Here is a 21,916-nt window from a genome sequence, read left to right on the forward strand (position 1 = left end):
GCGCCTCTAAGCTGACACGCATGAGCGACGTCAACGAAGCAGGACCGGCAGGCACACGCGGCGAGCTGCTGCAGCAGATCAAGGACAAGGCCGTGGTGCACGGCCGGGTGACCCTCTCCTCGGGTCTGGAGGCCGACTACTACGTCGACCTGCGGCGGATCACGCTGGACGGCGAGGCCGCCCCGCTGGTCGGCCAGGTACTGCTCGACCTGACGGCGGACCTGGACTTCGACGCGGTCGGCGGCCTCACCATGGGCGCCGACCCGGTGGCGGCGTCCATGCTGCACGCCGCTGCGACGCGCGGCCGGCGCCTCGACGCCTTCGTGGTCCGCAAGGCGGCGAAGGCGCACGGCCTGCAGCGGCGCGTGGAGGGCCCCGAGATCCGCGGCCGCCGCGTCCTGGTGGTCGAGGACACCTCGACCACCGGTGGCTCCCCGCTCACCGCCGTCGAGGCCGTGCGGGAGGCCGGTGCGGAGGTCGTCGGCGTGGCGACCATCGTCGACCGCGCCACCGGCGCCGCGGAGAAGATCCAGGAAGGCGCCGGCGTCCCGTACCTCTTCGCGTACTCCAAGGACGAGCTGGGCCTCGACTGAACCGGCCCGACTGAACCGGCCCGACTGAACCGGCCCCCGACCGGGCCGACCGGCGCCGACCGGCCCGGCCCCGGGTGCCTGTCCACAGATGATCAGTTGTCCACAGGGTCGAACACCGAGGCCGGAGCATCCGGTCAAGTCTGGAAAGATGGGGACGACGATGACGTCACTCCCTAGGTCAGGGCCGTAAGCAGCAGAACGCCACCCGCACATACACAAGGAGCGGACAGATGCCGATCGCAACCCCCGAGGTCTACAACGAGATGCTCGACCGGGCGAAGGCAGGCAAGTTCGCCTACCCGGCCATCAACGTGACCTCGTCCCAGACCCTGCACGCTGCGCTGCGCGGGTTCGCGGAGGCCGAGAGCGACGGCATCATCCAGATCTCCACCGGCGGTGCGGAGTTCCTGGGCGGCCAGCACAACAAGGACATGGTGACCGGCTCGGTCGCCCTGGCCGAGTTCGCGCACATCGTCGCCAAGAAGTACGACATCACGGTCGCCCTGCACACGGACCACTGCCCGAAGGACAAGCTCGACGGGTACGTGCGTCCGCTGATCGCGGTCTCCGAGGAGCGCGTGGCCCGCGGCGAGAACCCGCTGTTCCAGTCCCACATGTGGGACGGCTCGGCGGAGACCCTCGCGGACAACCTCGCCATCGGCCAGGAGCTGCTGGCCCGCGCCGTCGCCGCGAAGATCATCCTCGAGGTCGAGATCACCCCGACCGGTGGCGAGGAGGACGGTGTCTCGCACGAGATCAACGACTCCCTCTACACGACGGTCGACGACGCGATCCGTACCGCCGAGGCCCTCGGTCTCGGCGAGAAGGGCCGCTACCTCCTGGCCGCGTCCTTCGGCAACGTGCACGGCGTCTACAAGCCGGGCAACGTGGTGCTCCGTCCCGAGCTCCTCAAGGAGCTGAACGAGGGCGTCGGCGCCAAGTACGGCAAGCCGTCCCCGTTCGACTTCGTCTTCCACGGCGGCTCCGGCTCCACGGCCGAGGAGATCGCCACCGCGCTGGAGAACGGCGTCGTGAAGATGAACCTGGACACCGACACGCAGTACGCGTTCACGCGCCCGGTCGCGGACCACATGTTCCGCAACTACGACGGCGTCCTGAAGGTCGACGGCGAGGTCGGCAACAAGAAGACGTACGACCCCCGCACCTGGGGCAAGCTCGCCGAGGCCTCGATGGCCGCGCGGGTCACCGAAGCCTGCGGCAACCTGCGCTCCACGGGCACGAAGATCAAGTAGGCACCCGGCCCTCCGGCGGCGGGGCCCGGTTCCCTTCGGGGAGCCGGGCCCCGCCGTGCGTCCGCACGCCTCTGTGCTCCGGCGTCGCTCCGCCCTCGGCTCCGGTGTCCCGCCCCCGGGCGTCCTGCCACTCCCCGGGTGTCCCGGCACCCCGGTGTCCCGTCACTCCGGCGTCTCTCGTTCCGGCGGACGTCCGCCCCGGTCTGCGTCCGCTCCGGTCTGCGCCGCCCCGGTGTCCGTTTGCTCCGGTGTCCGTATGATCCGGGGCATGGCTGCCCCTTCGCAGGCGAATCCGGCCGTCAGGATGTCCAGTCCCGCCGGGAAGTGGATCCTGCTGACCACGGTGCTCGGGTCGAGCATGGCGCTGCTGGACTCGACCGTGGTGAACGTCGCGCTGCCCACGATCGGCCGCGACCTCGACGCGGACCTGGCCGGTCTCCAGTGGACCGCCAACGCCTACATGCTGACTCTCGCGGGCCTGATCCTCCTGGGCGGAGCCCTCGGTGACCGCTTCGGACGGCGGAAGGTGTTCGTCGTCGGCGTGGTCTGGTTCGCGGTGGCCTCGCTGCTGTGCGGGCTCGCGCCCGACGAGGGCGTGCTCATCGCGGCCCGCGCGCTGCAGGGCATCGGCGGCGCGCTGCTCACGCCCGGTTCGCTCGCGCTGATCCAGGCCTCGTTCCACCCGGACGACCGGGCGAGGGCCGTGGGCCTGTGGTCGGGTTTCGGCGGCATCGGCGCGGCGGTCGGCCCCTTTCTGGGCGGCTGGCTGGTGGACGGCCCCGGCTGGCGCTGGGTGTTCCTCCTCAACGTTCCGCTCGCGCTGCTGTGTGTGCCGGTCGCCCTGCGTCACGTACCGGAGTCGAAGGACGACCGGGTCCACGGGCGTGGCTTCGACGTGCTCGGCGCCGCCCTCGGCGCGCTGGCGCTGGCCCTGGTGACGTACGCCCTCATCGAGGCGCCGGGCGGCTCGGTGCCCGTCGTGGCGGTGACGGCGTCCGCCGGTGTCGCGGCGGGCGTCGCCTTCGTGGCCGTGGAGCGGCGGCGGGCCGACCCGATGATGCCGCTCGACATCTTCGCGTCGCGCCAGTTCACGGCGGTCAACCTCGTCACGCTGTGCGTGTACGCGGCCTTCGGCGGCTTCTTCTTCCTGTCCGTGCTCCAGTTGCAGGTCGTGGCCGGATACACGGCCCTCGGCGCCGGTACGGCCCTGCTGCCGACGACGGTCCTGATGCTGTTCCTGTCGGCCCGCTCCGGCGAGCTCGCCCAGCGCGTGGGCCCCCGCATCCCGCTCACCGTGGGCCCGCTGCTGTGCGCGGCCGGGATGCTGCTGATGCTGCGGGTGGGCGAGGACGCGTCGTACGTGCGTGACGTGCTGCCCGCCGTCCTGGTGCTCGGCCTCGGCATGGTGACCCTGGTCGCGCCCCTCACCGCGACCGTGCTCGCCTCCGTGGACATGGGCCGGGCGGGCCTGGCCAGCGGGGTCAACAACGCGGCGGCCCGTGCCGCGGGTCTTGTCGCGGTGGCCGCGCTGCCGCTGCTGGTCGGCATGGGCGAGGAGGCGTACCGCTCGGCGGACGCCTTCGACGAGGCCTTCCGCCGGGCCATGCCCCTGTGTGCGGGCCTCCTGCTCGTGGGCGCGGTGATCGCCTTCGCGACGGTACGGAAGCCGCCGCCGGGCTGCCTGCGCCCGGAATGCCTCACGCACGGCGGGGTGACGGCCCCGCCGCTGGAGCCGAACCAGTCGCGCGGGCGTCTCGAGTAGCCCTCGCCCGCTCGCCCTTGCCTGCCCGCCCTCGCCCGCTCGGCACTCCGCCTGATCGGCCTCGGCACCCAGCCATCCGGACGTCCGGACATCCGGACATCCCGCCACCGGTCCGCCCACCGGTCCCCCGGTCCGCCCACCCGTTCACGTCGCGTTTGCGTTCGCGGTTCGAGTAATGCGGCCCGCGCGGCGCACGTGGGCGCCCGGGGCAGGCAGACTGGAACCCATGTCCATTCACGAGAACCTCCTCGGGGGACCGCCCCCGACCCACCTGCCCGACGACCCGGAGCCGCGCGAGCTCCTGGCGAACGGCACCGCACCGGCCGACGTCGCCGCGAAGTACCCGACCTCCTCGCTCGCCTGGGCCCAGCTGGCCGACGAGGCGTACGAGCGCGGCAGTGTCGTCGAGTCGTACGCGTACGCCCGTACCGGCTACCACCGAGGCCTCGACTCCCTGCGGCGGGGCGGCTGGAAGGGCCACGGCCCGGTGCCGTGGGAGCACGAGCCGAACCGCGGCTTCCTGCGCGCCCTGCACGGCCTCGCCCGCGCCGCCCAGGCGATCGGCGAGCAGGAGGAGTACGAGCGCTGCTCGCAGTTCCTGAAGGACTCCTCCCCGGCGGCGGCCCAGACCCTGGGCTAGCTCCGCCGGCCGCCGAGGAGCGGGCGGGTCCGGCCCCGCCCGCCGCCGAGGGGCCGTGTCTGTGCAGGTCCGCCTGGTGTGACCAGGCGGACCTTGCGGTTTCGGGGCAGGATTGTGGAGTATGCCGTTGGGGACCGGGGCCCCCGTGTCGGAATTCGGCAGGGGCGGACCGCTACCCGGAGTACAGCAGGAGACAGCGATGTCCCAACAGGCTCAGCCCCAAGAGGCTTCGGAGCCCGAGACCCCGCATCTCGACTTCCAGGGCACGACCCCGTACGAGGACTACGTCCAGGCGGACGTCCTCACCCACCTCCAGCACACCCTCTCCGACGACCCCGGCGAGATGGTCTTCCTGGTGACGACCCAGGTCATGGAGCTGTGGTTCACCGTCATCGTCCACGAGTGGGAGACCGCGGCGAAGGCGCTGCGCGAGGACCGGGTGCCGGTCGCGGTGGCGGCCCTCAAGCGCTCGGTACGGGAGCTGGAGGCGCTGACCGCCTCCTGGAAGCCGCTCGGCCAGCTCACTCCGGCCCAGTTCAACTCGTACCGCAGCGCTCTCGGTGAGGGCTCCGGTTTCCAGTCCGCGATGTACCGGCGGATGGAGTTCCTGCTCGGCGACAAGTCGGCGTCCATGCTGGTGCCGCACCGGGGCGCGCCCCGCGTCCACGCCGAGCTGGAGAAGGCCCTGCACGAACCGGGCCTGTACGACGAGGTGCTGCGGCTGCTCGCGCGACGCGGGCACGCGATCCCCGCCTCGGTCGTCGAACGTGACGTGTCCCAGCGTTACGAGCCGTCGCCCGAGGTCGAGGCCGTCTGGACGGACCTGTACGCCGGGGACGAGAGCGCCGAACTCGCCCGGCTCGGCGAGGCGTTGACCGATGTCGCCGAACTCGTGTGGCGCTGGCGCAACGACCATCTCGTCGCCACCCGGCGGGCGATGGGCTCGAAGACGGGCACGGGCGGCTCGGCCGGTGTGGCCTGGCTGGAGAAGCGGGCCCGCAAGAACGTGTTCCCCGAGCTGTGGACGGCGCGGTCCCATGTCTGAGCCGTACGGGTCGCATGGTTCGGACAGGTCGGACGGGTCGTATGCCGAGAGGGCGGCCGCGCTGGACGCCGTGGACGAACTGGGCAAGCTGCGCGCGCAGTTCGTGCTGGACGACACGGTGTACCTGGACGGGAACTCGCTCGGCGCGCTGCCGCGCTCGGTGCCCGGGCGGGTCGAGGACGTCGTGCGCCGGCAGTGGGGTTCGCTGCGGATCCGGTCGTGGGACGAGAGCGGCTGGTGGACCGCGCCGGAGCGGATCGGCGACCGGATCGCGCCGCTGGTGGGCGCGGCGGCGGGGCAGATCGTCGTCGGCGACTCGACAAGTGTCAACGTGTTCAAGGCGGTTGTGGGCGCGGTCCGGCTCGCGGCCGGGCAGGAAGAGGGCGGGAACGGCCCGGGCCTTCGCAACGAGGTCCTGGTCGACGCGACGACGTTCCCCACGGACGGCTACATCGCCGCGTCGGCCGCGCGGCTCACGGGCTGCACGCTGCGCCCGGTGGCGCCCGGCGAGGTGCGGGGTGCCCTGAGCGAACGTACGGCGGCGGTGCTGCTGAACCACGTCGACTACCGCACGGGCCGGCTGCACGACCTGCCGTCCCTGACGGCGGCGATCCACGCCGTGGGAGCCGTCGCCGTCTGGGACCTCTGCCACAGTGCCGGCGCCCTGCCGGTCGGTCTCGACGAACACGGCGTGGACCTGGCGGTCGGCTGCACCTACAAGTACCTGAACGGCGGCCCCGGTTCACCGGCGTACCTCTACGTCCGCCGGGACCACCAGGCACGCTTCGACTCACCACTGCCGGGCTGGAACTCGCACGCCGACCCGTTCGGCATGGACCCGGACTACACCCCGGCCCCCGGGGCCGTCCGCGGTCGCGTCGGCACCCCGGACATCCTCTCCATGCTCGCCCTGGAGGCGGCTCTGGAGGTCTGGGACGACGTCTCGATCGAGGCGGTCCGTGCCAAGTCCCTCGCACTGACGGACTTCTTCCTGGAGTGCGTCGCGGCGTACGTGCCCGAGGGGGCCGTGGAGTCGGTGACCCCGTCCGCCCACACCGAGCGGGGCAGCCAGGTCGCGCTGCGCTGCGCCGACGCGGGCGAGGTGATGCGCCGCCTGATCGGGCGCGGAGTGGTCGGCGACTTCCGCGAACCGGACATCCTGCGCTTCGGTTTCACACCGCTGTACGTGGGATTCGGGGACGTGGAGCGGGCGGCACGGGTGCTGGGGGAGATCTTCCGGCCCGAGCACCTCAGCCCGTCCGGCGTCTGACGAGAGGGTCGTTCAGGACGGGTCGTTCAGGACGGGGCCGGCCAGGCGGGAAAGGTAAGGGCGCCGGGGGCGAGGACTCCCCGGGCGCCCTCGCCCGTTCACGGCCCGGCGACGAACACCCCGGCCGCCGCCGCGGCGACCGCCGCCTCCGCGGCGCGCTCGGCGTCGGCCGTCCCCGGCGCCACCCCGGTGGTGAGCAGCGCGTAGTACAGCGGTGCGGACACCGCCCGCACGACCGCGGACGGGTCCGTCCTCGGGGGCAACTCCCCCCGGGTGACGGCCTGTTCGACGCACGGAGCCCACTCCGCGACGCGTACGTCGTAGAAGTGCCGCAGGGCTTCCGCGGTGCGCCGGTCGCACGTCGCGGCGGCGATCACCGCCCGGAACAGCGCCCCCTGGCGGGGATCGGCGAGCGTACGACGCACCAGCGCGGCGTTGGCGCGCAGATCGCCGAGCACGGTGCCCGTATCGGTTCGGGGCAGCGACTGCTCGGCCATGTCGCCGAGCAGGTCGGCGACGAGGCCGGTGACCGAACCCCAGCGCCGGTACACGGTCGTCTTGCCCACCTCGGCGCGCCGGGCCACGTCGGCCAGGTCGAGATGGGCGAACCCCTGCTCGGCCAGTACGTCCCCGGCGGCCCGCAGCACGGCCGTACGGACCCGGGCGGTACGGCCGCCGGGACGGACGGTGCCGGGCTCGGGCTCGGCCTCGGCCGGTCCGGTCATGCGGGCTCCTTGCGCGGGCGTCGACGGTATTGCGCGGGCGGGGACGGCGTCTCATGGGCGGGGAACTGTGTCCCGTGGGCGGGGAACGGTGTCCCGTGGATGGGGCGCGGCGTTTCGTGGCGGGTTGCGCGGTGCTCGACCAGCGTAACGGAACAGCAGGACCGTTTGCCCTTCACCGAGCGTTACGGCCTCGTGTTGACGCACGTCACCGGCCTGATACCGTCCCGCCAACGACCCGCGCCCCGGCATGTGTTGACCGGGAGCTCCCGGAGCTCACGTGCCCGGGGAACGCACACCGCACCGCTGAGAGGTTCGAGCATGCCGGACGACGCCCGCGACGCCGCGGAGGAGGAGTCGGCCTTCTCGCACCCGCCCGTCGACCCCGACGCCACCGCCGCGTACGGCGACCACCCCGACCAGGTCGTCGACTTCTACGCCCCGCGCGGCGGCGAGGAGTCGGCCCCGCTCGTCGTCGTCCTGCACGGCGGCGCCTGGCGGGCCCCGTACGACCGGCGGCACATCACTCCGTTCGCGGACTTCCTGGCCAGGCGGGGCTTCGCCGTCGCCAACGTCGAGTACCGGCGCGGCAGCACGATCCCGGCGCAGGGCGGAACGGGTCCGGTCGCGGGGCGCTGGCCCGACACCTTCGACGACGTCGCGGCGGCACTCGACGCGATGCCGGGTCTCGTGCGGGAGGCCCTGCCGGGGGCCGACGCGCGCCGCACGGTGGTCACCGGTCACTCGGCGGGCGGCCAGCTGGCCCTCTGGGCCGCCGCGCGCCACCTGCTGCCGGCCGACGCGCCCTGGTACCTGGGCCGGCCCGCCCCGCTGCGCGGTGTGGTGGCACTCGCCCCGATCGCCGACTTCACGGTCGCGGAGAAACTGGACGTCTGTTCCGGAGCGTCTCTCCAACTCCTGGGCGGCGAGGCGAAGTTCGAGGAACGGCAGCCGTACGCCGATCCGGCCCTGCTCCTCCCGACGGGCATCGCCACGACGCTGGTGCAGGGCAGGACGGACACGGTCGTGCCGCAGGCGGTCGCCGAGGCGTACGCGGACGCGGCGGCGAAGGCCGGCGAGGTGGTGGGGCTGACGCTCCTGGAGGACGTGGGCCACTTCCCGCTGATCGACCCGGCGGCGGACGCGTGCGCGGTGGTGGCGGAGGAGATCGCACAGCTGGCCTGGTAGGAGGGCGGCGCGCGCGGGGCCCGCGGGCCCTTGCGGCTTCGTCCGCCGCCGGGCGGCTTCACCTGCCCCCTGCCATCACCCGCTTCCTGCGGCTTCACCTGCCCGGGTGCGCAGTCAGTCGGAGGTTCACCGGCCAGCGGGCCGGCTGCCGCCCCTTCGCCGGTCACGGTGATACCCGTAGTACCTGAGAGCTACCTCTCAGGTGAGCTCCCTGGCGGGACGCCGACCACGAGCCCGGATTCGTAACTTCCTTTCCAGTGAGGCCCGATGGGCGGGCGGACTGGACGGGGGCGGGGCATGGGGCTGTGGGGGAGAGCGGGGGAGACCGCGACGCGAGCGCCCGCGGACGCCGCTCGGGTGGCGACGGACCCGTCAGCACGGGATTCGTCACCGGAGCCGTGGCCGGAGCTGACGTCGGAGCCGCCGCTGAGGCGGCTGCGGCGGCCGGCCGGCTGGGGCAGGCTGCGGCGCGGACTGCTCGCCGCGCTGGTCACGGCCGCCGTGGTCGTCCCGGTCTCCGCCGCGGCGGTGCATCCGGAGATACCGGCTCCCGCCCCGGCCCGCGTCGGCACGGTCACCGCGTCGACGCTGGACAGGGTGTACACGGCGAACCGGGCGAACGCCCAAGAGGCCTCCCGGATGGCCGCGGACCACGGAGACCGGGGCCGGGCGGCCGCGGTCCGTGCCATGGCGAGCCCGTCCCGGGACTTCCTCTCCTTCGACGCCCGCGGTTCCGGCCTCGCCGTAGAGGTGTTCGGCGACCTTGCGGAGGCCGACCACGTGGCGGTCATCGTGCCCGGCTCCGACACGACCCTGGACACGTACGACCGCTTCCGTGAGGGCGCCCTCGCCCTGCACCGGAGGCTCGGGGCACGTGCCGCGGTGGTCGCCTGGCTCGGCTACGAGACGCCCGGCACGATCAGCCCCGAGGTGCTCACCCCGGGCCGGGCCGAGCAGGCGGCACCCGAACTGCGTGAGTTCACAGCCGAGTTGAGGACTGTGAACGGGCGCGCCGGGATTTCCCTGCTCTGCCACTCGTACGGGACGGTCGTGTGCGCCCGTGCGGCGAGCGGCCCCGGCGTCTCCGACCTCGTGTTCTTCGGCAGCCCCGGCACCGGCGCAGAGTCCGCGGCCGGCCTCCGCACGAAGGCCCGGGTCTGGGCGGGCCGCGGCGCCGACGACTGGATCGCCGGCGTCCCGCACACCGAGGCCGACCTCTTCGGCACGACGATCGGCTTCGGCACCGACCCCGTGTCCCCGGCCTTCGGCGCCCGGGTGTTCGCGGCGGGCGGCGGCGGCCACAGCGACTACCTCAGGCCGGGCTCGGTGTCCCTGGACAACCTCGCCCGGATCGTCCTCGGCGAGACATCGGCGGTGACCCGTGCGTGAGGTGATACGGCGCCTGGGCGCCGCAGCGAAGCGGATCGACGCGGCGACGCCCGCGGACCGGGACCGCAGCGTCGACGCCCTGCGCGCCTTCGCGATACTCGGCGTCGTACTGGGTCACTGGCTCGTCACCGCCCTGGTCGCCGACGGCGGCACCCTGCGCACGTCCAGCCCGCTGGCGCACATGCCGTGGCTGGCGCCCGTCTCCTGGGTCTTCCAGACACTGGCCGTGTTCTTCCTGGTGGGCGGGCACGTCGCGACCAGGAGCTACGGGTCGGCGCGGGCCCGCGGCACGACGTACGGACGCTGGCTCGGTACGCGCCTGTCCCGGCTCTTCAAGCCGGTGGCGGCCGTCGTCGGGCTGTGGGCCGTGGCCACCGTCGGCCTGCTCGTGACGGGCGCCGACCTGAAGACGGTGCACGCGCTGCTGAAGCTGGTCCTGTCCCCGCTCTGGTTCCTGCTGGTCTTCGCCGCGCTGACGACACTGACCCCGCTGGTGACGCGGATCAACCCGCTGTGGCCGCTGGCCGTCGTTCTCCATGTGGATCTCATCCGGTTCGGACTCGGCGGCCCGCCCTGGCTCGGCTGGGTGAGCGTGGCAGCCGGCTGGCTGGTGCCCTACACCCTGGGCGCGGCCTGGACCCGGGGCGAGCTGACCCGGCGTTCCGGCTGGGTGCTGCTCACGGGAGGAGCGGTGACGACGGCCGTGCTGGTTGCGTGGGGCGGCTACCCCGCGTCGATGGTCGGGGTCCCAGGCGCCGCGGTGTCCAACCTCGACCCGCCGACCCTGGCAGCTGTCACCTTCGGCCTGGCCCAGTGCGGCCTCGCCCTGCTCCTGCGCGACCCGCTGCGGCGGGCGATGCGACGACCCGTGCTCTGGGCGGGGGTGGCGCTCGTCAACCTCTCCGCGATGACCATCTTCCTGTGGCACCAGACGGCACTGATGTCGGTCACCGCGACCGGCCTCCTCGCGGGCCGCCTCCCCGGCCTGCACACCACCCCCGACGACCTCGGCTGGGTGGCGTTCCGCCTCGCCTGGCTCCCGGTCTTCGCCCTCGCCCTGTCCGTGTGCTGGGCCGCCTTCCGCTCCTACGAACAGGGGCACCGCCGCCGAGTCCGCCGAACCCGCCGTCCGTCACGCGTCGTGCGCACCCACCGCGTCGCCGTGGAATCGAAGGAGGCCCGCCGTGCCTAGGGTTGACGGCGTGGACGACGACGCGAACGACGCCCGGACGGACGACCCCTGCCCGGCCCCACCCTCCGGCCCCCGTCCCGTCGCGCCGCTGCCCGCCCGCTCCGAGACCGCCGACAATGGCCCCGGCCCCGCGCGCCCGATCCGCGCCGGTCGCGTCCGCGGCGTTCTGCGCGCCCTGCTGGTGGGACTGACGTCCGGTGGGGCGCCCCTGCCGCCGCTGTCCCGTCCCCGTTGGCTGCGCCGGCTGCCGCACGTCGTGATCTGCCTGATCGCTCTCGGCGTCGGGCTCCGCACCGACGCGATGAGCGCCGCGTACCGGCTGGACGTCGAGTTCGGCCTGCTGGCCGGGACGGCGCAGGGCGTGGCCCTCGTACTCGCCCTGTGGCGGCCCGTTCCGGCGTGGTGGCTCTCGCTGTCCGCGGCCTTCGTGGTCGCGGTGGCCGCGCGGTCGAACATGGCGGACATGGTTGCGCCCGGTCCCAACTGGCCCTGGCTCGGGCCCGCGATCATCGCGCACGCCTTCATCCTCCTTCTGCTCGCGCTGCGGATGCCCGCCAGTGTGGCCCTCGCGGTGCTGACGATCACCGGGCTGATCACGGCGTTCGTCCAGGGCGTCCTGGGCGGAGGGCCCTACTCGGGCACGGGCCTGCTGGCGGTCTCCGTGTTCGCCGTCGCGGTCCTCCTCGGCACCGCCGTGCGCGGCAACCGCGAGGCCCGCACCCAGCTCGTCGAGCAGGAGTCCCTGACCGCCGAGGAGCGCTCCCGCCGCACCCTCCTGGAGGAGCGCAACCGCATCGCCCGCGAACTGCACGACGTGGTCGCCCACCACATGTCGGTCATCTCCATCCAGGCCCAGGTCGCCCCGCACCTGGTGGACAACCCCTCCGACGAGCTGAGGGAGAACCTCGACGGCATCCGGCAGAACGCCCTGGAGGCGCTCACCGAGCTGCGCAGGGTCCTCGGCGTGCTGCGCTCGGAGAACCCCGACGACCCGTACGGTCTCGGCGCGCCCGGCACCGGTGCCGCCCCCCACGCTCCGCAGCCCACCCTCGACCGCCTGGATGTCCTGGTCGAGAACACCCGCACCGCCGGGCTGACGGTGACCACGGAGATCAGCGGCGAGCGGCTTCCCCTGGCGCCCGGTGTGGAGCTGTCCGCGTACCGGATCGTCCAGGAGGCGCTGAGCAACGTGTTGCGGCACGCGCCCGGGTCCGTGGTGCGGGTGGAGCTCACCCACTTCCCGCGCGGGCTGCAGATCCGGGTCGTCAACTCCGCGCCGAGGAGACCGGCCCCGCCCTCTCCCGGTGCGGGACACGGTCTGCTCGGGATGCGGGAGCGGGCGATGATGCTCGGTGGCACGCTCATGGCCGTGGAGACGTCCTGCGGAGGCTTCACGGTGGCGGCGTTCCTGCCCCGCTCCGGCGTCGCCGTGCCGACCGGCTCCGCACCGGGGGACCACGCACCCGAACACCGGGCGCCAGGCGCCTTCGACGGCAACATCCCAGGCACCACGAACCCAGTGAACCGCACGTATCCCACGAGCCCTAAGACCCCCAAGACCCCCAAGAACCCCACCGGAGACACTTCATGACGAGCGGCAGCATCCGCGTACTCATCGCCGACGACCAGCAGATGGTCCGGCAGGGCTTCACGGTGCTGCTCAACACCCAGCCCGACATCGACGTGGTCGGTCAGGCGGTCGACGGCCTGGACGCGATCGCGAAGGTCGCCGAACTGACCCCGGACGTCGTCCTGATGGACATCCGCATGCCCGAGCTCGGCGGCATCGAGGCCACCCGCCGCATCACCGACGAGACCCCGCAGATCAGAGTCCTGGTGCTGACCACCTTCGACCTCGACGAGTACGTGTACGAGGCGCTGCGCGCGGGTGCCTCCGGGTTCCTGCTCAAGGACGCGTCCGCCGACCAGCTGGCGGAGGCGGTCAGGATCGTGGCAGCCGGCGACGCGCTGCTCGCGCCGGGGATCACCCGGCGTCTCATCGCGGAGTTCTCCCGGCTGGACTCCACGCCCCGCGCCCCGCTCAAGCAGCGCGTCGGCGAGCTGACCGAGCGCGAGACGGAGGTTCTCGCCCTCATCGCGCAGGGCCTGTCGAACGCGGAGATCGCCGAGCGGCTCTTCGTCGCCGAGCAGACCGTGAAGACCCACGTCGGCCGCATCCTCGTGAAGCTGGGCCTGCGGGACCGCACCCAGGCGGCCGTCTTCGCGTACGAGTGCGGGCTGGTCCGCCCCACCGGCTACTGAGGGCCCGCCCCGCCCCGCCATCGCCCGGACCGGTGCCCCGGCCCACCGCCGGACCCACCGATGAGGGTCGCGGGAGATACCCGTAGTACCTGAGAGGGAGGCCGAATGACCCTTCTCACTGCTGACGACCGCTGCCCCCACCTCGGCCTACCGTTCTGTATGTGACCGAGACGACACAGACACAGACGAGGCCGCCAGGCGATGGCCTGCGGCGCAGTCCCGAGTACCAGCTCGTGATGGACGCGTCACGAGGGCTGCGGCAGGACCTGTTCGACAACGCCTTCGCCGTCCGCCCGCTTCCGCGGATGCGTGTGGACGGCCCCATCACCCGACTGCTGCCGCCGCGCCTGCGTGAGTGGGCCACCCGGACCCCGCACGTCCTGGTGGCACTGGCCGGCGTGGTGACACTGCTCATCTCCCTCGCGAACAACGGCGGCGGTGATCTCGCGCAGCTCCTGACCGGCACGCTCGCGATGGGCACGATCCTGCTGACGCTGCTCAGGCCGGTCGCCGCCTTCTGGATCTCCCTCGCGATGACACCGGTCGTGGCCCTGTTCGACGACGGCTATGGGAGCAACTGGCCCTGGCTGCCCGGCGCCTTCGCGACCCACCTCGTCGTGCTCACGGTCGTGGCGCTGCGGACCAGGCCCCGTACGGCGGCGTGGATGTGGGGGCTGACCGCGGCCTACGGCCTCTTCACCGAGGTCTTCTTCGGGAGCAGCCACTACTACACGAACACGATGCCCTTCCTGTTCGTGTGCGCCCTGGCGCTGCTGGTCGTCACGGTGTGGCATGTGCGGCACGACGCCGCGCGGAAGGTGACCGCCCAGCAGACCGTGACCGCGACCGAGCGTTCCAAGCGCACCCTTCTCGAAGAGCGCACGACCATCGCCCGCGAGTTGCACGACGTCGTCGCGCACCACATGTCGGTCGTCGCCATCCAGGCGGAGGCCGCGCCCTACCGCGTGGAGAACCCCCCGCCGGAGCTGGAGTACGCCTTCTCGGTGATCAGGGAGAACGCCGTCATCGCGCTCTCCGAGCTGCGCCGGGTCCTCGGCGTCGTCCGGGCCGAGGACTACGAGGCCCCGGACGCCCCGCAGCCCAAACTCGCGGACCTGGACCGCCTCCTGGAGAACGTGCGGGACGCAGGCCTTCAGGTGGACCGGACGGTCACGGGCGCGGTGCGTGAGCTTCCCCAGGGCGTCGAGCTGTCCGCCTACCGAATAGTCCAGGAGGCCCTGAGCAACAGCCTGCGCCATGCGCCGGGCGCCGCGGCCAAGGTGGAGATCAGCTATGTGCTCGGCGGACTGGGACTGCGGATCGTGAACGGTCCGGCGACCGGGCTCGTCAAGCCGTCACCGGGTGCCGGGCACGGCATCACGGGCATGAGGGAGAGAGTGTCGATGCTGGACGGGGAGATGACGGCGGAGGCGACGGACGACGGGGGCTATGCGGTCGAGGTCTTCCTGCCGGTCACGGCGGCCGTGCAGACGGAGGATTCGGCATGACCATCCGCGTACTGATCGCCGACGACCAGATGATGGTCCGCGAGGGGTTCTCGGTGCTGCTCGGCGCGATGCCGGACATCGAGGTCGTCGGCGAGGCGGTCAACGGCCGGGAGGCCGTCGACCGGGTCCGGGAGCTCGCGCCGGACGTCGTCCTGATGGACATCCGGATGCCCGAGATGAACGGCATCGAGGCGACACGAGCGATCGTGGCGGCGGACGGCGCGGCGAAGGTGCTCGTGCTGACGACGTTCGACCTCGACGAGTACGTGTACCAGGCGCTGCGCGCCGGGGCGTCGGGCTTCCTCCTGAAGGACGCCTCGGCCCGGCAGCTCGCGGACGGGGTGCGGGTGGTCGCGGCCGGTGAGGCGCTGCTGGCGCCCTCGGTGACGAAGCGGCTGATCACGGAGTTCTCGAAAATCTCCGACGAACCCCGCCTCTCGGCGACCGCCCACGCGGCGTACGGGGATCTGACCGACCGGGAGACGGAGGTGCTGGTCCTCATCGCCCAGGGCCTGTCCAACGCGGAGATAGCCGGCCGCCTGGTCGTCGCGGACTCCACCATCAAGACCCACGTGAGCCGCATCCTCGTGAAACTGGGTCTGCGGGACCGCACGCAGGCAGCGGTGTTCGCGTACGAGGCCCGCCTGGTGACACCGGGCTGACGGGGAGCCCCTCCGGGAGTGCGGGGCTGGGACATCACACGGCTCCTTCCCCGGGCGTCCCGACGGGCCTGCCCGTCCCGTCCCGTTCACCCACTCCGTTCCCCGTGGAGGTGGAGCGCCTCGCGGCGACGGACAGGCCGGCGGACACGGACAGGCCTGGTCAGACGGGGACACCTCCGGTTAGCGTCCGGTCATGGCAGCTACCGATATCCCGCCGGCGTTCGACCCCTGGGACCAGGCCTTCGTGGCCGACCCCTACCCCGCGTACGCCGAGCTGCGTGCCCAGGGCCGGGTCCACTACTACGAGCCCACCGACCAGTGGCTGGTGCCGCACCACGCGGACGTGTCGGCGTTGCTGCGGGACCGGCGGCTGGGGCGGACGTACCAGCACCGTTTCACGCACGAGGACTTCGGGCGGACGGCGCCACCGGCCGAGCACGAGCCGTTCCACGTGCTGAACGACCACGGGATGCTCGACCTGGAGCCGCCGGACCACACCCGGATCAGGCGGCTGGTGTCGAAGGCGTTCACCCCGCGGACGGTCGAGCGGCTGCGGCCCTACGTGGAGCGGCTGGCGTCCGAGCTGGTCGGTCAGCTGGTCGCGGCGGGCGGGGGTGATCTCCTGACGGACGTCGCCGAGCCGCTTCCGGTGGCGGTGATCGCGGAGATGCTGGGCATTCCCGAGTCGCAGCGGGCGCAGTTGAGGCCCTGGTCGGCGGACATCTGCGGGATGTACGAGCTGAGTCCGTCGCAGGACACGGCGGCGAAGGCGGTGCGGGCGTCGGTCGAGTTCACCGAGTTCCTGCAGGAGCTGATCGCCGTACGGCGCAAGGAGCCCGGCGACGACCTGATCTCGGGGCTGATCGAGGCGTACGACGAGGGGGACCGGCTCACCGAGCAGGAGATGATCTCGACGTGCGTGCTCCTGCTGAACGCGGGGCACGAGGCGACGGTGAACGCCACGGTGAACGGATGGTGGGCGCTGTTCCGGCATCCGCGACAGCTGGCGGCGCTGCGCGCGGACCGGGGGCTGGTGGGTACGGCGGTGGAGGAACTGATGCGGTACGACACCCCGTTGCAGCTCTTCGAGCGGTGGGTGCTGGACGAGATCGAGGTCGACGGGACGGTGATTCCGCGGGGGAGCGAGGTGGCGCTGCTCTTCGGGTCCGCCAACCACGACCCTGCGGTCTTCGACCGGCCGGAGGAGCTCGATCTGTCGCGTGCCGCCGCCGAGAACCCGCACATCTCGTTCAGCGCGGGGATCCACTACTGCATCGGTGCGCCGCTCGCGCGTCTCGAACTCGCCGCGTCCATGGGGGCGTTGTTGGAACAGGCCCCTTCGCTTCGGCTCGCGGCCGAGCCTCGGCAGAAGCCGAACTTCGTGATTCGGGGGTTGGAGGGGCTGCGGGTCGAGGTGTGACGGCAGCCTTGGGGGCGCGGGAACCGCGGGAGCAGGGCGGCGCCGGCCACCGCACAGGCGGCCGGGGCCAGGTGGGGAGCACCCCGTACAGGGCGACGGCCGGGGAGCCGATCCCACTGGCGTCAGAGGTCCGAGTGAACGAGCTGGACATGTGAACGGCCGGCGGCCGACGGGTCGTGGCCGGCCGCCCGGCCTCACAGCGCCGCAACTCTCTTTCCACCCTCGAGCGCGGACCGGTCGCCCGCCGACTGCCGCGCGGACGGGTCGCCCGTCGGCTGCCGCAGGGACCGGTCCCCCGCCGAGCTCCGGCGCCCCGGCCGGCTCGGCCCCACCCGCCGTCCGGCGGTACCCCTCTCGCTCATGCCCCCTCACCCGGGCAGTATGAGCCCCCAGGCTCCCTCCCGCACCGTCCACGTCCGGGTGCGGACGGGGCCGCCGACCACCGCGTCCGCCCGGTAGCGGAAGTCCGCGCCGGACACGGTGATGGTCCTGGCCGTGGCCTCCAGCGGCGCCGCCTCCGCGCCGACCGAGGCGGGCCGGACCTGGATCCGGGCGCCACCGCCGCTGCTCCCCGGAGTGATCGACACGGCCTCCACTGGCTGGTCCAGATCGACCAGCGTCACCCCGTCGACCTCGACCCGCAGCCGGGTGGGCCCGGGCGCGGAAGCCGTCGCGGCCCGGGCGGGCCGTGCCGCGAGCGTGCGGACGAGGGACTGGCAGGTGCGGAGCCAGGGATGGTGGTGCGCGCCTGCCTCCTCCGGGGAACCCGCCCCGGCCGGGCCGCCACCGGCACCCCGGCCCAGCGGCGGAATCCGCAGAGCGCCCAGCACCACCCCGTCACTGTCGTCGACCAGCAGGTCGAGCCGCCGCTCGGCCCCGTCGAGCACGGCCCGCGCCGCCGCGACGGCCCCCATGGGCACCCCGAGGGCCCGCGAGAGGGTCAGGGCCCCGCTGCTCATGCCCACCGGCACCAGGGACAGCGCACATCCGGCCAACTCGCGCCGCCGGTGCAAAAGGGACACAGCACGCAGAAGCGCCCGGTCGTCCCCGATCACGACAGGCCGCCGCGAGCCCCTCCGGGCGAGCACCCGATCGAATTCCTCGGGTCCGTCGGGGAGGCACACTTTCGTCGTCGCACCCGCGCTGAGCACGTCTTTCGCGATCCGTACCGCCTCACCGTCACCGTGACGGGCGACCGGGTCGATGACCACCAGGAGCTGGTCGGAAGTCGACACCTCGGTCCTGCCTCGCTTCCTCGGGTAGCATCTTTGTGCAAGAGCCCCTTGCGCTATTGCGCCAGGGGCTTCGTCTATTCCGGGGCATCCGGTCCGACGGTCGCGGCCAAAGGTGGTCGCCGGCGTACGCAGCCGTACCAGAATCAGCCGCGTACGCCCCCGACCTTGGACATGCCCCGCCCGGAAGGGGTGTACGCGCGTGCCCGCACTTGTGCTGCTCGGTGCTCAGTGGGGTGACGAAGGCAAGGGAAAGGCCACCGACCTGCTCGGTGGATCCGTGGACTATGTGGTGCGCTACCAGGGCGGCAACAACGCCGGTCATACGGTAGTCGTGGGCGATCAGAAGTACGCCCTCCACCTCCTCCCTTCCGGAATCCTCTCGCCGGGGTGTACTCCGGTCATCGGTAACGGAGTCGTCGTCGACCCGTCGGTCCTGTTCTCCGAGCTGAACGGACTGAACGAGCGAGGCGTCGACACCTCCAAACTCCTCATCAGCGGAAACGCGCACATCATCACGCCTTACAACGTGACGGTGGACAAGGTGACGGAACGCTTCCTCGGTAAGCGGAAGATCGGCACGACCGGCCGGGGCATCGGCCCGACCTACGCCGACAAGATCAACCGCGTCGGCATCCGCGTACAGGATCTGTACGACGAGTCGATCCTGACGCAGAAGGTCGAGGCGGCCCTCGACGGCAAGAACCAGCTCCTCACCAAGGTCTTCAACCGCCGGGCCATCGAGGCGGAGCAGGTGGTCGAGGAACTGCTGACGTACGCGGAGAAGCTGCGCCCGTACGTCGCCGACACGGTTCTCGTGCTCAACAAGGCCCTCGAGGACGACAAGGTGGTCCTCTTCGAGGGCGGCCAGGGCACGCTGCTGGACATCGATCACGGCACGTACCCCTTCGTGACGTCGTCGAACCCGACCGCGGGCGGCGCCTGCACGGGCTCCGGCGTGGGTCCGACGAAGATCAGCCGGGTCATCGGCATCCTCAAGGCGTACACGACCCGGGTCGGCGCGGGCCCGTTCCCGACGGAGCTCTTCGACGAGGACGGCGAGGCGCTGCGCCGCATCGGCCACGAGCGCGGTGTCACCACCGGCCGTGACCGTCGCTGCGGCTGGTTCGACGCGGTCATCGCCCGGTACGCGACACGCGTCAACGGCCTGACGGACTTCTTCCTCACCAAGCTCGACGTCCTCACCGGCTGGGAGCAGATCCCGGTCTGCGTGGCGTACGAGATCGACGGCAAGCGCGTCGAGGAACTTCCGTACTCGCAGACGGACTTCCACCACGCGAAGCCGGTCTACGAGATGCTGCCGGGCTGGTCCGAGGACATCACCAAGGCCAAGACCTTCGCCGACCTGCCGAAGAACGCGCAGGACTACGTGAAGGCGCTGGAGGAGATGTCGGGCGCGCCGATCTCCGCGATCGGCGTCGGCCCCGGCCGGACCGAGACGATCGAGATCAACTCGTTCCTCAAGTAGGCGGTTCAGCAGGGCTTTCGCGCCCCCGGTCGGCTTCGGTCGGCCGGGGGCGTCGTGCTGGGCGGCCCGTGGGTGCTGCCGGTGACGAGCCGTGGGTGCCGCGCCGTGACGGTGGCCCGGGGGTGCGGCCGGTCCGTCCCGGCGGTCGGGGCGGCGAGCTCCTGAGCCGCCGCGGCCGCCGGTGGGGAGGGGCGGGCAGGGCCGGGCAGCGCGGCCCCAGAACCTGCCGGGTCCGGCATATCCGGCATATCCTGAGCCTGTACGCGTGCGCGTGGATCCGCGAGATCAGGAGAAGGTGAGTGCGATGCGCGTCCTGCTCAAGGCGACCCTGGACACGGAGAAGTCGAACGAGGCGATCCGCAGCGGCAAGATGCCGGAGCTCATGAAGGAGGCCATGGACCACCTCAAGCCCGAGGCGGCGTACTTCGGCCCCATGGGCGGACGGCGTACGGCCCTGCTGGTCCTCGACATGAAGGACAGCTCGGAGGTGCCTCCCGCCGGTGAGCCGTTCTTCACCATGTTCAACGCCGAGGTCGAGATGATTCCGATCATGAACGGCGAGGACCTCCAGAAGGGCCTGTCCCAGCTCCGCTGACCGGCTCCGGCACAGCTGCGCCTCGCGGGCGGACGCCCGCCCGCCGAGGCCGGGCGCCCGCGTCGCTCGACCGTGGTGGTCTAGCTGAAGATGATCATCGAGCCCTGTGCCAGGCTGCGCGTCGCCGCCGCGTGCAGGCCGAGCCACACGTGCCGCTCGCGGGCGAACGGGCTGGAGTCGAAGGGTGCCGGCGCGGCCGGTTCCTCCAACTCCGTCGGGGCCATGGGAGGTTCGGGCGGGAGCGGCGGGTTGGCGGGGTCGATGCCGATCGACGGGGCGACGAACTCCAGCTCGCGCAGCAGGGTCTGGGACGATCCCAACGGGCCGCCCCCGGCGAGGAGTTCGTCGCTCGACAGCGGATGCGGGAAGTCGACCGGCACATACGCGCCCGCGTGGTCGTAGTGCCAGACCAGGTGGGACTGCTGGGCCGTCGTGTCGAACATCTCCAGCAGCTGCTCGTAGTCGCCGCCCAGCTCGTCGACCGGAGTCACCGCCAGTCCGCACACCTGCAACAGGTACGCGCGGCGCAGGAAGTGCAGCGCGTCGTAGTCGAAGCCCGCGACCGGCGCCACATCACCGGAGAGCCCGGGCATGTACGCGTAGACCGGCACCGGCGGAAGTCCGGCCTCGCCCAGAACCTTGTCGTAGAGCGCGAGTTCCTCGGCGAAGGGGTTGTCGGGGGTGTGGCACAACACGTCGACGAGCGGGACCAGCCACAGGTCACAGGCCAACTGAGAGCTCCTCGCGTAGCACGGTGGTCCAGGAAGCGTAATGGGTGGAAGCGCGGTCGGTCCCCCTCGTGCGGGTCTGATACCCCACACTCGCCCGCCGACCGCACCCGTACTGCATACGTACCGCCGAGGTGGCGCCGACGTACTGGCGGCCCCCGGGTCTCAGCCCTGCGCCAGCCGCTCGATCAGTGCCAGCGAGTGGACGTTGTACGCCGTGACGATCGCGTGCGCGGCTGCGACGTCCCGGCGCGTGAGGGCGTCCACGAGGTCCGTGTGCTCGGCCCACAGATGACCGCGCAGGTTCTCGACCCTGCGCAGGTGCTGGACCGCGCACACCCACGACTGGACGCGCAGCCGGTGCAGGAAGTCGGCGAGGTGGACGTTGCCGAACAGGCCGCTGAGCTCGCGCCAGAAGCGCAGGTCGTAGCCGATGAGGATGTTCAGGTCGCCCGCCGCGGCGGCCCGCTGGGCCTCCTCGCCGCGGCGGCGCACCCCGGCGAGCGCGGCGGCGGTGCGCGGGTCGTCGGTGCGGGTGGCGAGCACGGCGCGGGCGCCGCGGGTGGTGGTGGCCGCCGGGTCCAGCAGCCCGTGGAAGATGCTCTCCGTGACCAGGGTGCGGGCCTCGATCATGCCCCGGTAGTCGTCCAGCGAGTACTCGTGGACGCGGAACCCGCGATGCTGGTCCGCGTCCAGGAGGCCCTGTGCCGACAGGTCGACCAGGGCCTCGCGGACGGGGGTCGCGGAGACGCCGTACTGCTCGGCGATCTCCTTGACCGTGAACTCCTGGCCCGGCTGGAGGCGTCCGGCCAGCACCTCGTCGCGGAGCGCGTCCGCGATCTGCTGCCGCAGGGTGCTGCGGGTGACGGCGCCATTGCCGCTGCCGGTGCCGGGCATCGTCAGGTTCCTCCCCCGATCGGGTAAGTACTCGCTCATGTCTACGAGCCAGTCACCTTACGCGTTCGG

The 21,916-nt window shown here is 72.2% G+C and carries 20 protein-coding genes; 16 read left to right on the top strand and 4 right to left on the bottom strand.

The window, feature by feature from the left end; genetic code table 11:
• The first annotated feature begins 20 nt into the window (after positions 1-20).
• The 6 genes from pyrE (at position 21) to kynU (ending at position 6,563) form a co-directional block, all read left to right on the top strand.
• Positions 21-593, top strand: a complete 573-nt coding sequence (gene pyrE / locus O1Q96_RS03045) for an orotate phosphoribosyltransferase (protein ID WP_269246736.1) — start codon at positions 21-23, stop codon at positions 591-593.
• Between the two features lie 230 nt (positions 594-823).
• Positions 824-1,846 (top strand): class II fructose-bisphosphate aldolase, encoded by a 1,023-nt coding sequence (gene fbaA, locus O1Q96_RS03050; protein ID WP_217458291.1) that lies wholly within the window; start codon positions 824-826, stop codon positions 1,844-1,846.
• A gap of 268 nt (positions 1,847-2,114) precedes the next feature.
• Complete coding sequence (locus O1Q96_RS03055) at positions 2,115-3,608, top strand: MFS transporter (RefSeq protein ID WP_269246737.1); 1,494 nt, start codon at positions 2,115-2,117, stop codon at positions 3,606-3,608.
• A 226-nt stretch (positions 3,609-3,834) separates the two neighbouring features.
• Positions 3,835-4,248 (top strand): DUF3151 domain-containing protein, encoded by a 414-nt coding sequence (locus tag O1Q96_RS03060; RefSeq protein WP_189773089.1) that lies wholly within the window; start codon positions 3,835-3,837, stop codon positions 4,246-4,248.
• A gap of 199 nt (positions 4,249-4,447) precedes the next feature.
• Positions 4,448-5,293, top strand: a complete 846-nt coding sequence (locus O1Q96_RS03065; RefSeq protein WP_269246738.1) for a tryptophan 2,3-dioxygenase family protein — start codon at positions 4,448-4,450, stop codon at positions 5,291-5,293.
• Positions 5,286-6,563: a kynureninase gene (gene kynU, locus O1Q96_RS03070; protein ID WP_269246739.1), complete on the top strand. Its 1,278-nt coding sequence runs from the start codon at positions 5,286-5,288 to the stop codon at positions 6,561-6,563. Before O1Q96_RS03065 ends, kynU begins: the two co-directional genes overlap by 8 nt.
• Before the next feature lie 98 nt (positions 6,564-6,661).
• Here kynU and O1Q96_RS03075 read toward each other — a convergent pair whose 3' ends face one another.
• The gene (locus O1Q96_RS03075; RefSeq protein WP_269246740.1) at positions 6,662-7,288 is read right to left on the bottom strand and encodes a TetR/AcrR family transcriptional regulator; all 627 of its coding nucleotides are present in this window, start codon (positions 7,286-7,288) and stop codon (positions 6,662-6,664) included.
• Between the two features lie 318 nt (positions 7,289-7,606).
• Here O1Q96_RS03075 and O1Q96_RS03080 point away from each other — a divergent pair, with 318 nt between their 5' ends.
• The 8 genes from O1Q96_RS03080 (at position 7,607) to O1Q96_RS03115 (ending at position 16,906) form a co-directional block, all read left to right on the top strand.
• Positions 7,607-8,473, top strand: a complete 867-nt coding sequence (locus O1Q96_RS03080; RefSeq protein WP_269246741.1) for an alpha/beta hydrolase — start codon at positions 7,607-7,609, stop codon at positions 8,471-8,473.
• Positions 8,474-8,830: 357 nt separating this feature from the next.
• The gene (locus tag O1Q96_RS03085) at positions 8,831-9,862 is read left to right on the top strand and encodes an alpha/beta hydrolase (protein WP_419586416.1); all 1,032 of its coding nucleotides are present in this window, start codon (positions 8,831-8,833) and stop codon (positions 9,860-9,862) included.
• Complete coding sequence (locus tag O1Q96_RS03090; protein WP_269246742.1) at positions 9,855-11,054, top strand: acyltransferase family protein; 1,200 nt, start codon at positions 9,855-9,857, stop codon at positions 11,052-11,054. The genes O1Q96_RS03085 and O1Q96_RS03090 overlap by 8 nt, the downstream gene beginning before the upstream one ends.
• A 181-nt stretch (positions 11,055-11,235) precedes the next feature.
• Positions 11,236-12,645 (top strand): sensor histidine kinase, encoded by a 1,410-nt coding sequence (locus O1Q96_RS03095; protein ID WP_269253448.1) that lies wholly within the window; start codon positions 11,236-11,238, stop codon positions 12,643-12,645.
• On the top strand, positions 12,642-13,316 hold the full coding sequence (locus O1Q96_RS03100; protein WP_269246743.1) for a response regulator: 675 nt from the start codon (positions 12,642-12,644) through the stop codon (positions 13,314-13,316). Before O1Q96_RS03095 ends, O1Q96_RS03100 begins: the two co-directional genes overlap by 4 nt.
• Before the next feature lie 161 nt (positions 13,317-13,477).
• On the top strand, positions 13,478-14,824 hold the full coding sequence (locus O1Q96_RS03105) for a sensor histidine kinase (RefSeq protein WP_269246744.1): 1,347 nt from the start codon (positions 13,478-13,480) through the stop codon (positions 14,822-14,824).
• Positions 14,821-15,486 carry a response regulator gene (locus O1Q96_RS03110; RefSeq protein ID WP_217458299.1) on the top strand — a complete coding sequence of 222 codons (666 nt, stop codon included), beginning with the start codon at positions 14,821-14,823 and terminating at the stop codon, positions 15,484-15,486. Before O1Q96_RS03105 ends, O1Q96_RS03110 begins: the two co-directional genes overlap by 4 nt.
• Before the next feature lie 193 nt (positions 15,487-15,679).
• Positions 15,680-16,906: a cytochrome P450 gene (locus tag O1Q96_RS03115; RefSeq protein ID WP_269246745.1), complete on the top strand. Its 1,227-nt coding sequence runs from the start codon at positions 15,680-15,682 to the stop codon at positions 16,904-16,906.
• A 368-nt stretch (positions 16,907-17,274) separates the two neighbouring features.
• Here O1Q96_RS03115 and O1Q96_RS03120 read toward each other — a convergent pair whose 3' ends face one another.
• Complete coding sequence (locus O1Q96_RS03120; RefSeq protein ID WP_269246746.1) at positions 17,275-18,141, bottom strand: diacylglycerol kinase family protein; 867 nt, start codon at positions 18,139-18,141, stop codon at positions 17,275-17,277.
• A gap of 199 nt (positions 18,142-18,340) precedes the next feature.
• On the opposite strand from O1Q96_RS03120, the gene O1Q96_RS03125 reads away from it, so the two are divergent.
• Positions 18,341-19,627: an adenylosuccinate synthase gene (locus tag O1Q96_RS03125; protein ID WP_269246747.1), complete on the top strand. Its 1,287-nt coding sequence runs from the start codon at positions 18,341-18,343 to the stop codon at positions 19,625-19,627.
• 304 nt (positions 19,628-19,931) lie between these two features.
• Positions 19,932-20,222 carry a hypothetical protein gene (locus tag O1Q96_RS03130; protein WP_269246748.1) on the top strand — a complete coding sequence of 97 codons (291 nt, stop codon included), beginning with the start codon at positions 19,932-19,934 and terminating at the stop codon, positions 20,220-20,222.
• 80 nt (positions 20,223-20,302) lie between these two features.
• On the opposite strand, the gene O1Q96_RS03135 is transcribed toward O1Q96_RS03130, so the two are convergent.
• Both O1Q96_RS03135 and O1Q96_RS03140 read right to left on the bottom strand, forming a co-directional pair.
• The gene (locus tag O1Q96_RS03135; protein ID WP_217458304.1) at positions 20,303-20,953 is read right to left on the bottom strand and encodes a hypothetical protein; all 651 of its coding nucleotides are present in this window, start codon (positions 20,951-20,953) and stop codon (positions 20,303-20,305) included.
• Between the two features lie 162 nt (positions 20,954-21,115).
• Positions 21,116-21,847, bottom strand: a complete 732-nt coding sequence (locus O1Q96_RS03140) for a GntR family transcriptional regulator (protein WP_269253449.1) — start codon at positions 21,845-21,847, stop codon at positions 21,116-21,118.
• Positions 21,848-21,916 lie beyond the last annotated feature (69 nt).

It is taken from the genome of Streptomyces aurantiacus (assembly GCF_027107535.1).
Lineage (GTDB): Bacteria > Actinomycetota > Actinomycetes > Streptomycetales > Streptomycetaceae > Streptomyces.

What these genes read in the sequence shown, in the direction of transcription:
- O1Q96_RS03080 (WP_269246741.1), top strand. Translation starts at nt 7,607, where the DNA reads ATGCCGGACGACGCCCGCGACGCCGCGGAGGAGGAGTCGGCCTTCTCG.
- O1Q96_RS03130 (WP_269246748.1), top strand. Translation starts at nt 19,932, where the DNA reads ATGCGCGTCCTGCTCAAGGCGACCCTGGACACGGAGAAGTCGAACGAG.
- O1Q96_RS03060 (WP_189773089.1), top strand. Translation starts at nt 3,835, where the DNA reads ATGTCCATTCACGAGAACCTCCTCGGGGGACCGCCCCCGACCCACCTG.
- kynU (WP_269246739.1), top strand. Translation starts at nt 5,286, where the DNA reads ATGTCTGAGCCGTACGGGTCGCATGGTTCGGACAGGTCGGACGGGTCG.
- O1Q96_RS03110 (WP_217458299.1), top strand. Translation starts at nt 14,821, where the DNA reads ATGACCATCCGCGTACTGATCGCCGACGACCAGATGATGGTCCGCGAG.
- O1Q96_RS03065 (WP_269246738.1), top strand. Translation starts at nt 4,448, where the DNA reads ATGTCCCAACAGGCTCAGCCCCAAGAGGCTTCGGAGCCCGAGACCCCG.
- O1Q96_RS03075 (WP_269246740.1), bottom strand. Translation starts at nt 7,288, where the DNA reads ATGACCGGACCGGCCGAGGCCGAGCCCGAGCCCGGCACCGTCCGTCCC.
- O1Q96_RS03055 (WP_269246737.1), top strand. Translation starts at nt 2,115, where the DNA reads ATGGCTGCCCCTTCGCAGGCGAATCCGGCCGTCAGGATGTCCAGTCCC.
- O1Q96_RS03140 (WP_269253449.1), bottom strand. Translation starts at nt 21,847, where the DNA reads ATGCCCGGCACCGGCAGCGGCAATGGCGCCGTCACCCGCAGCACCCTG.
- pyrE (WP_269246736.1), top strand. Translation starts at nt 21, where the DNA reads ATGAGCGACGTCAACGAAGCAGGACCGGCAGGCACACGCGGCGAGCTG.
- O1Q96_RS03100 (WP_269246743.1), top strand. Translation starts at nt 12,642, where the DNA reads ATGACGAGCGGCAGCATCCGCGTACTCATCGCCGACGACCAGCAGATG.
- O1Q96_RS03115 (WP_269246745.1), top strand. Translation starts at nt 15,680, where the DNA reads ATGGCAGCTACCGATATCCCGCCGGCGTTCGACCCCTGGGACCAGGCC.
- fbaA (WP_217458291.1), top strand. Translation starts at nt 824, where the DNA reads ATGCCGATCGCAACCCCCGAGGTCTACAACGAGATGCTCGACCGGGCG.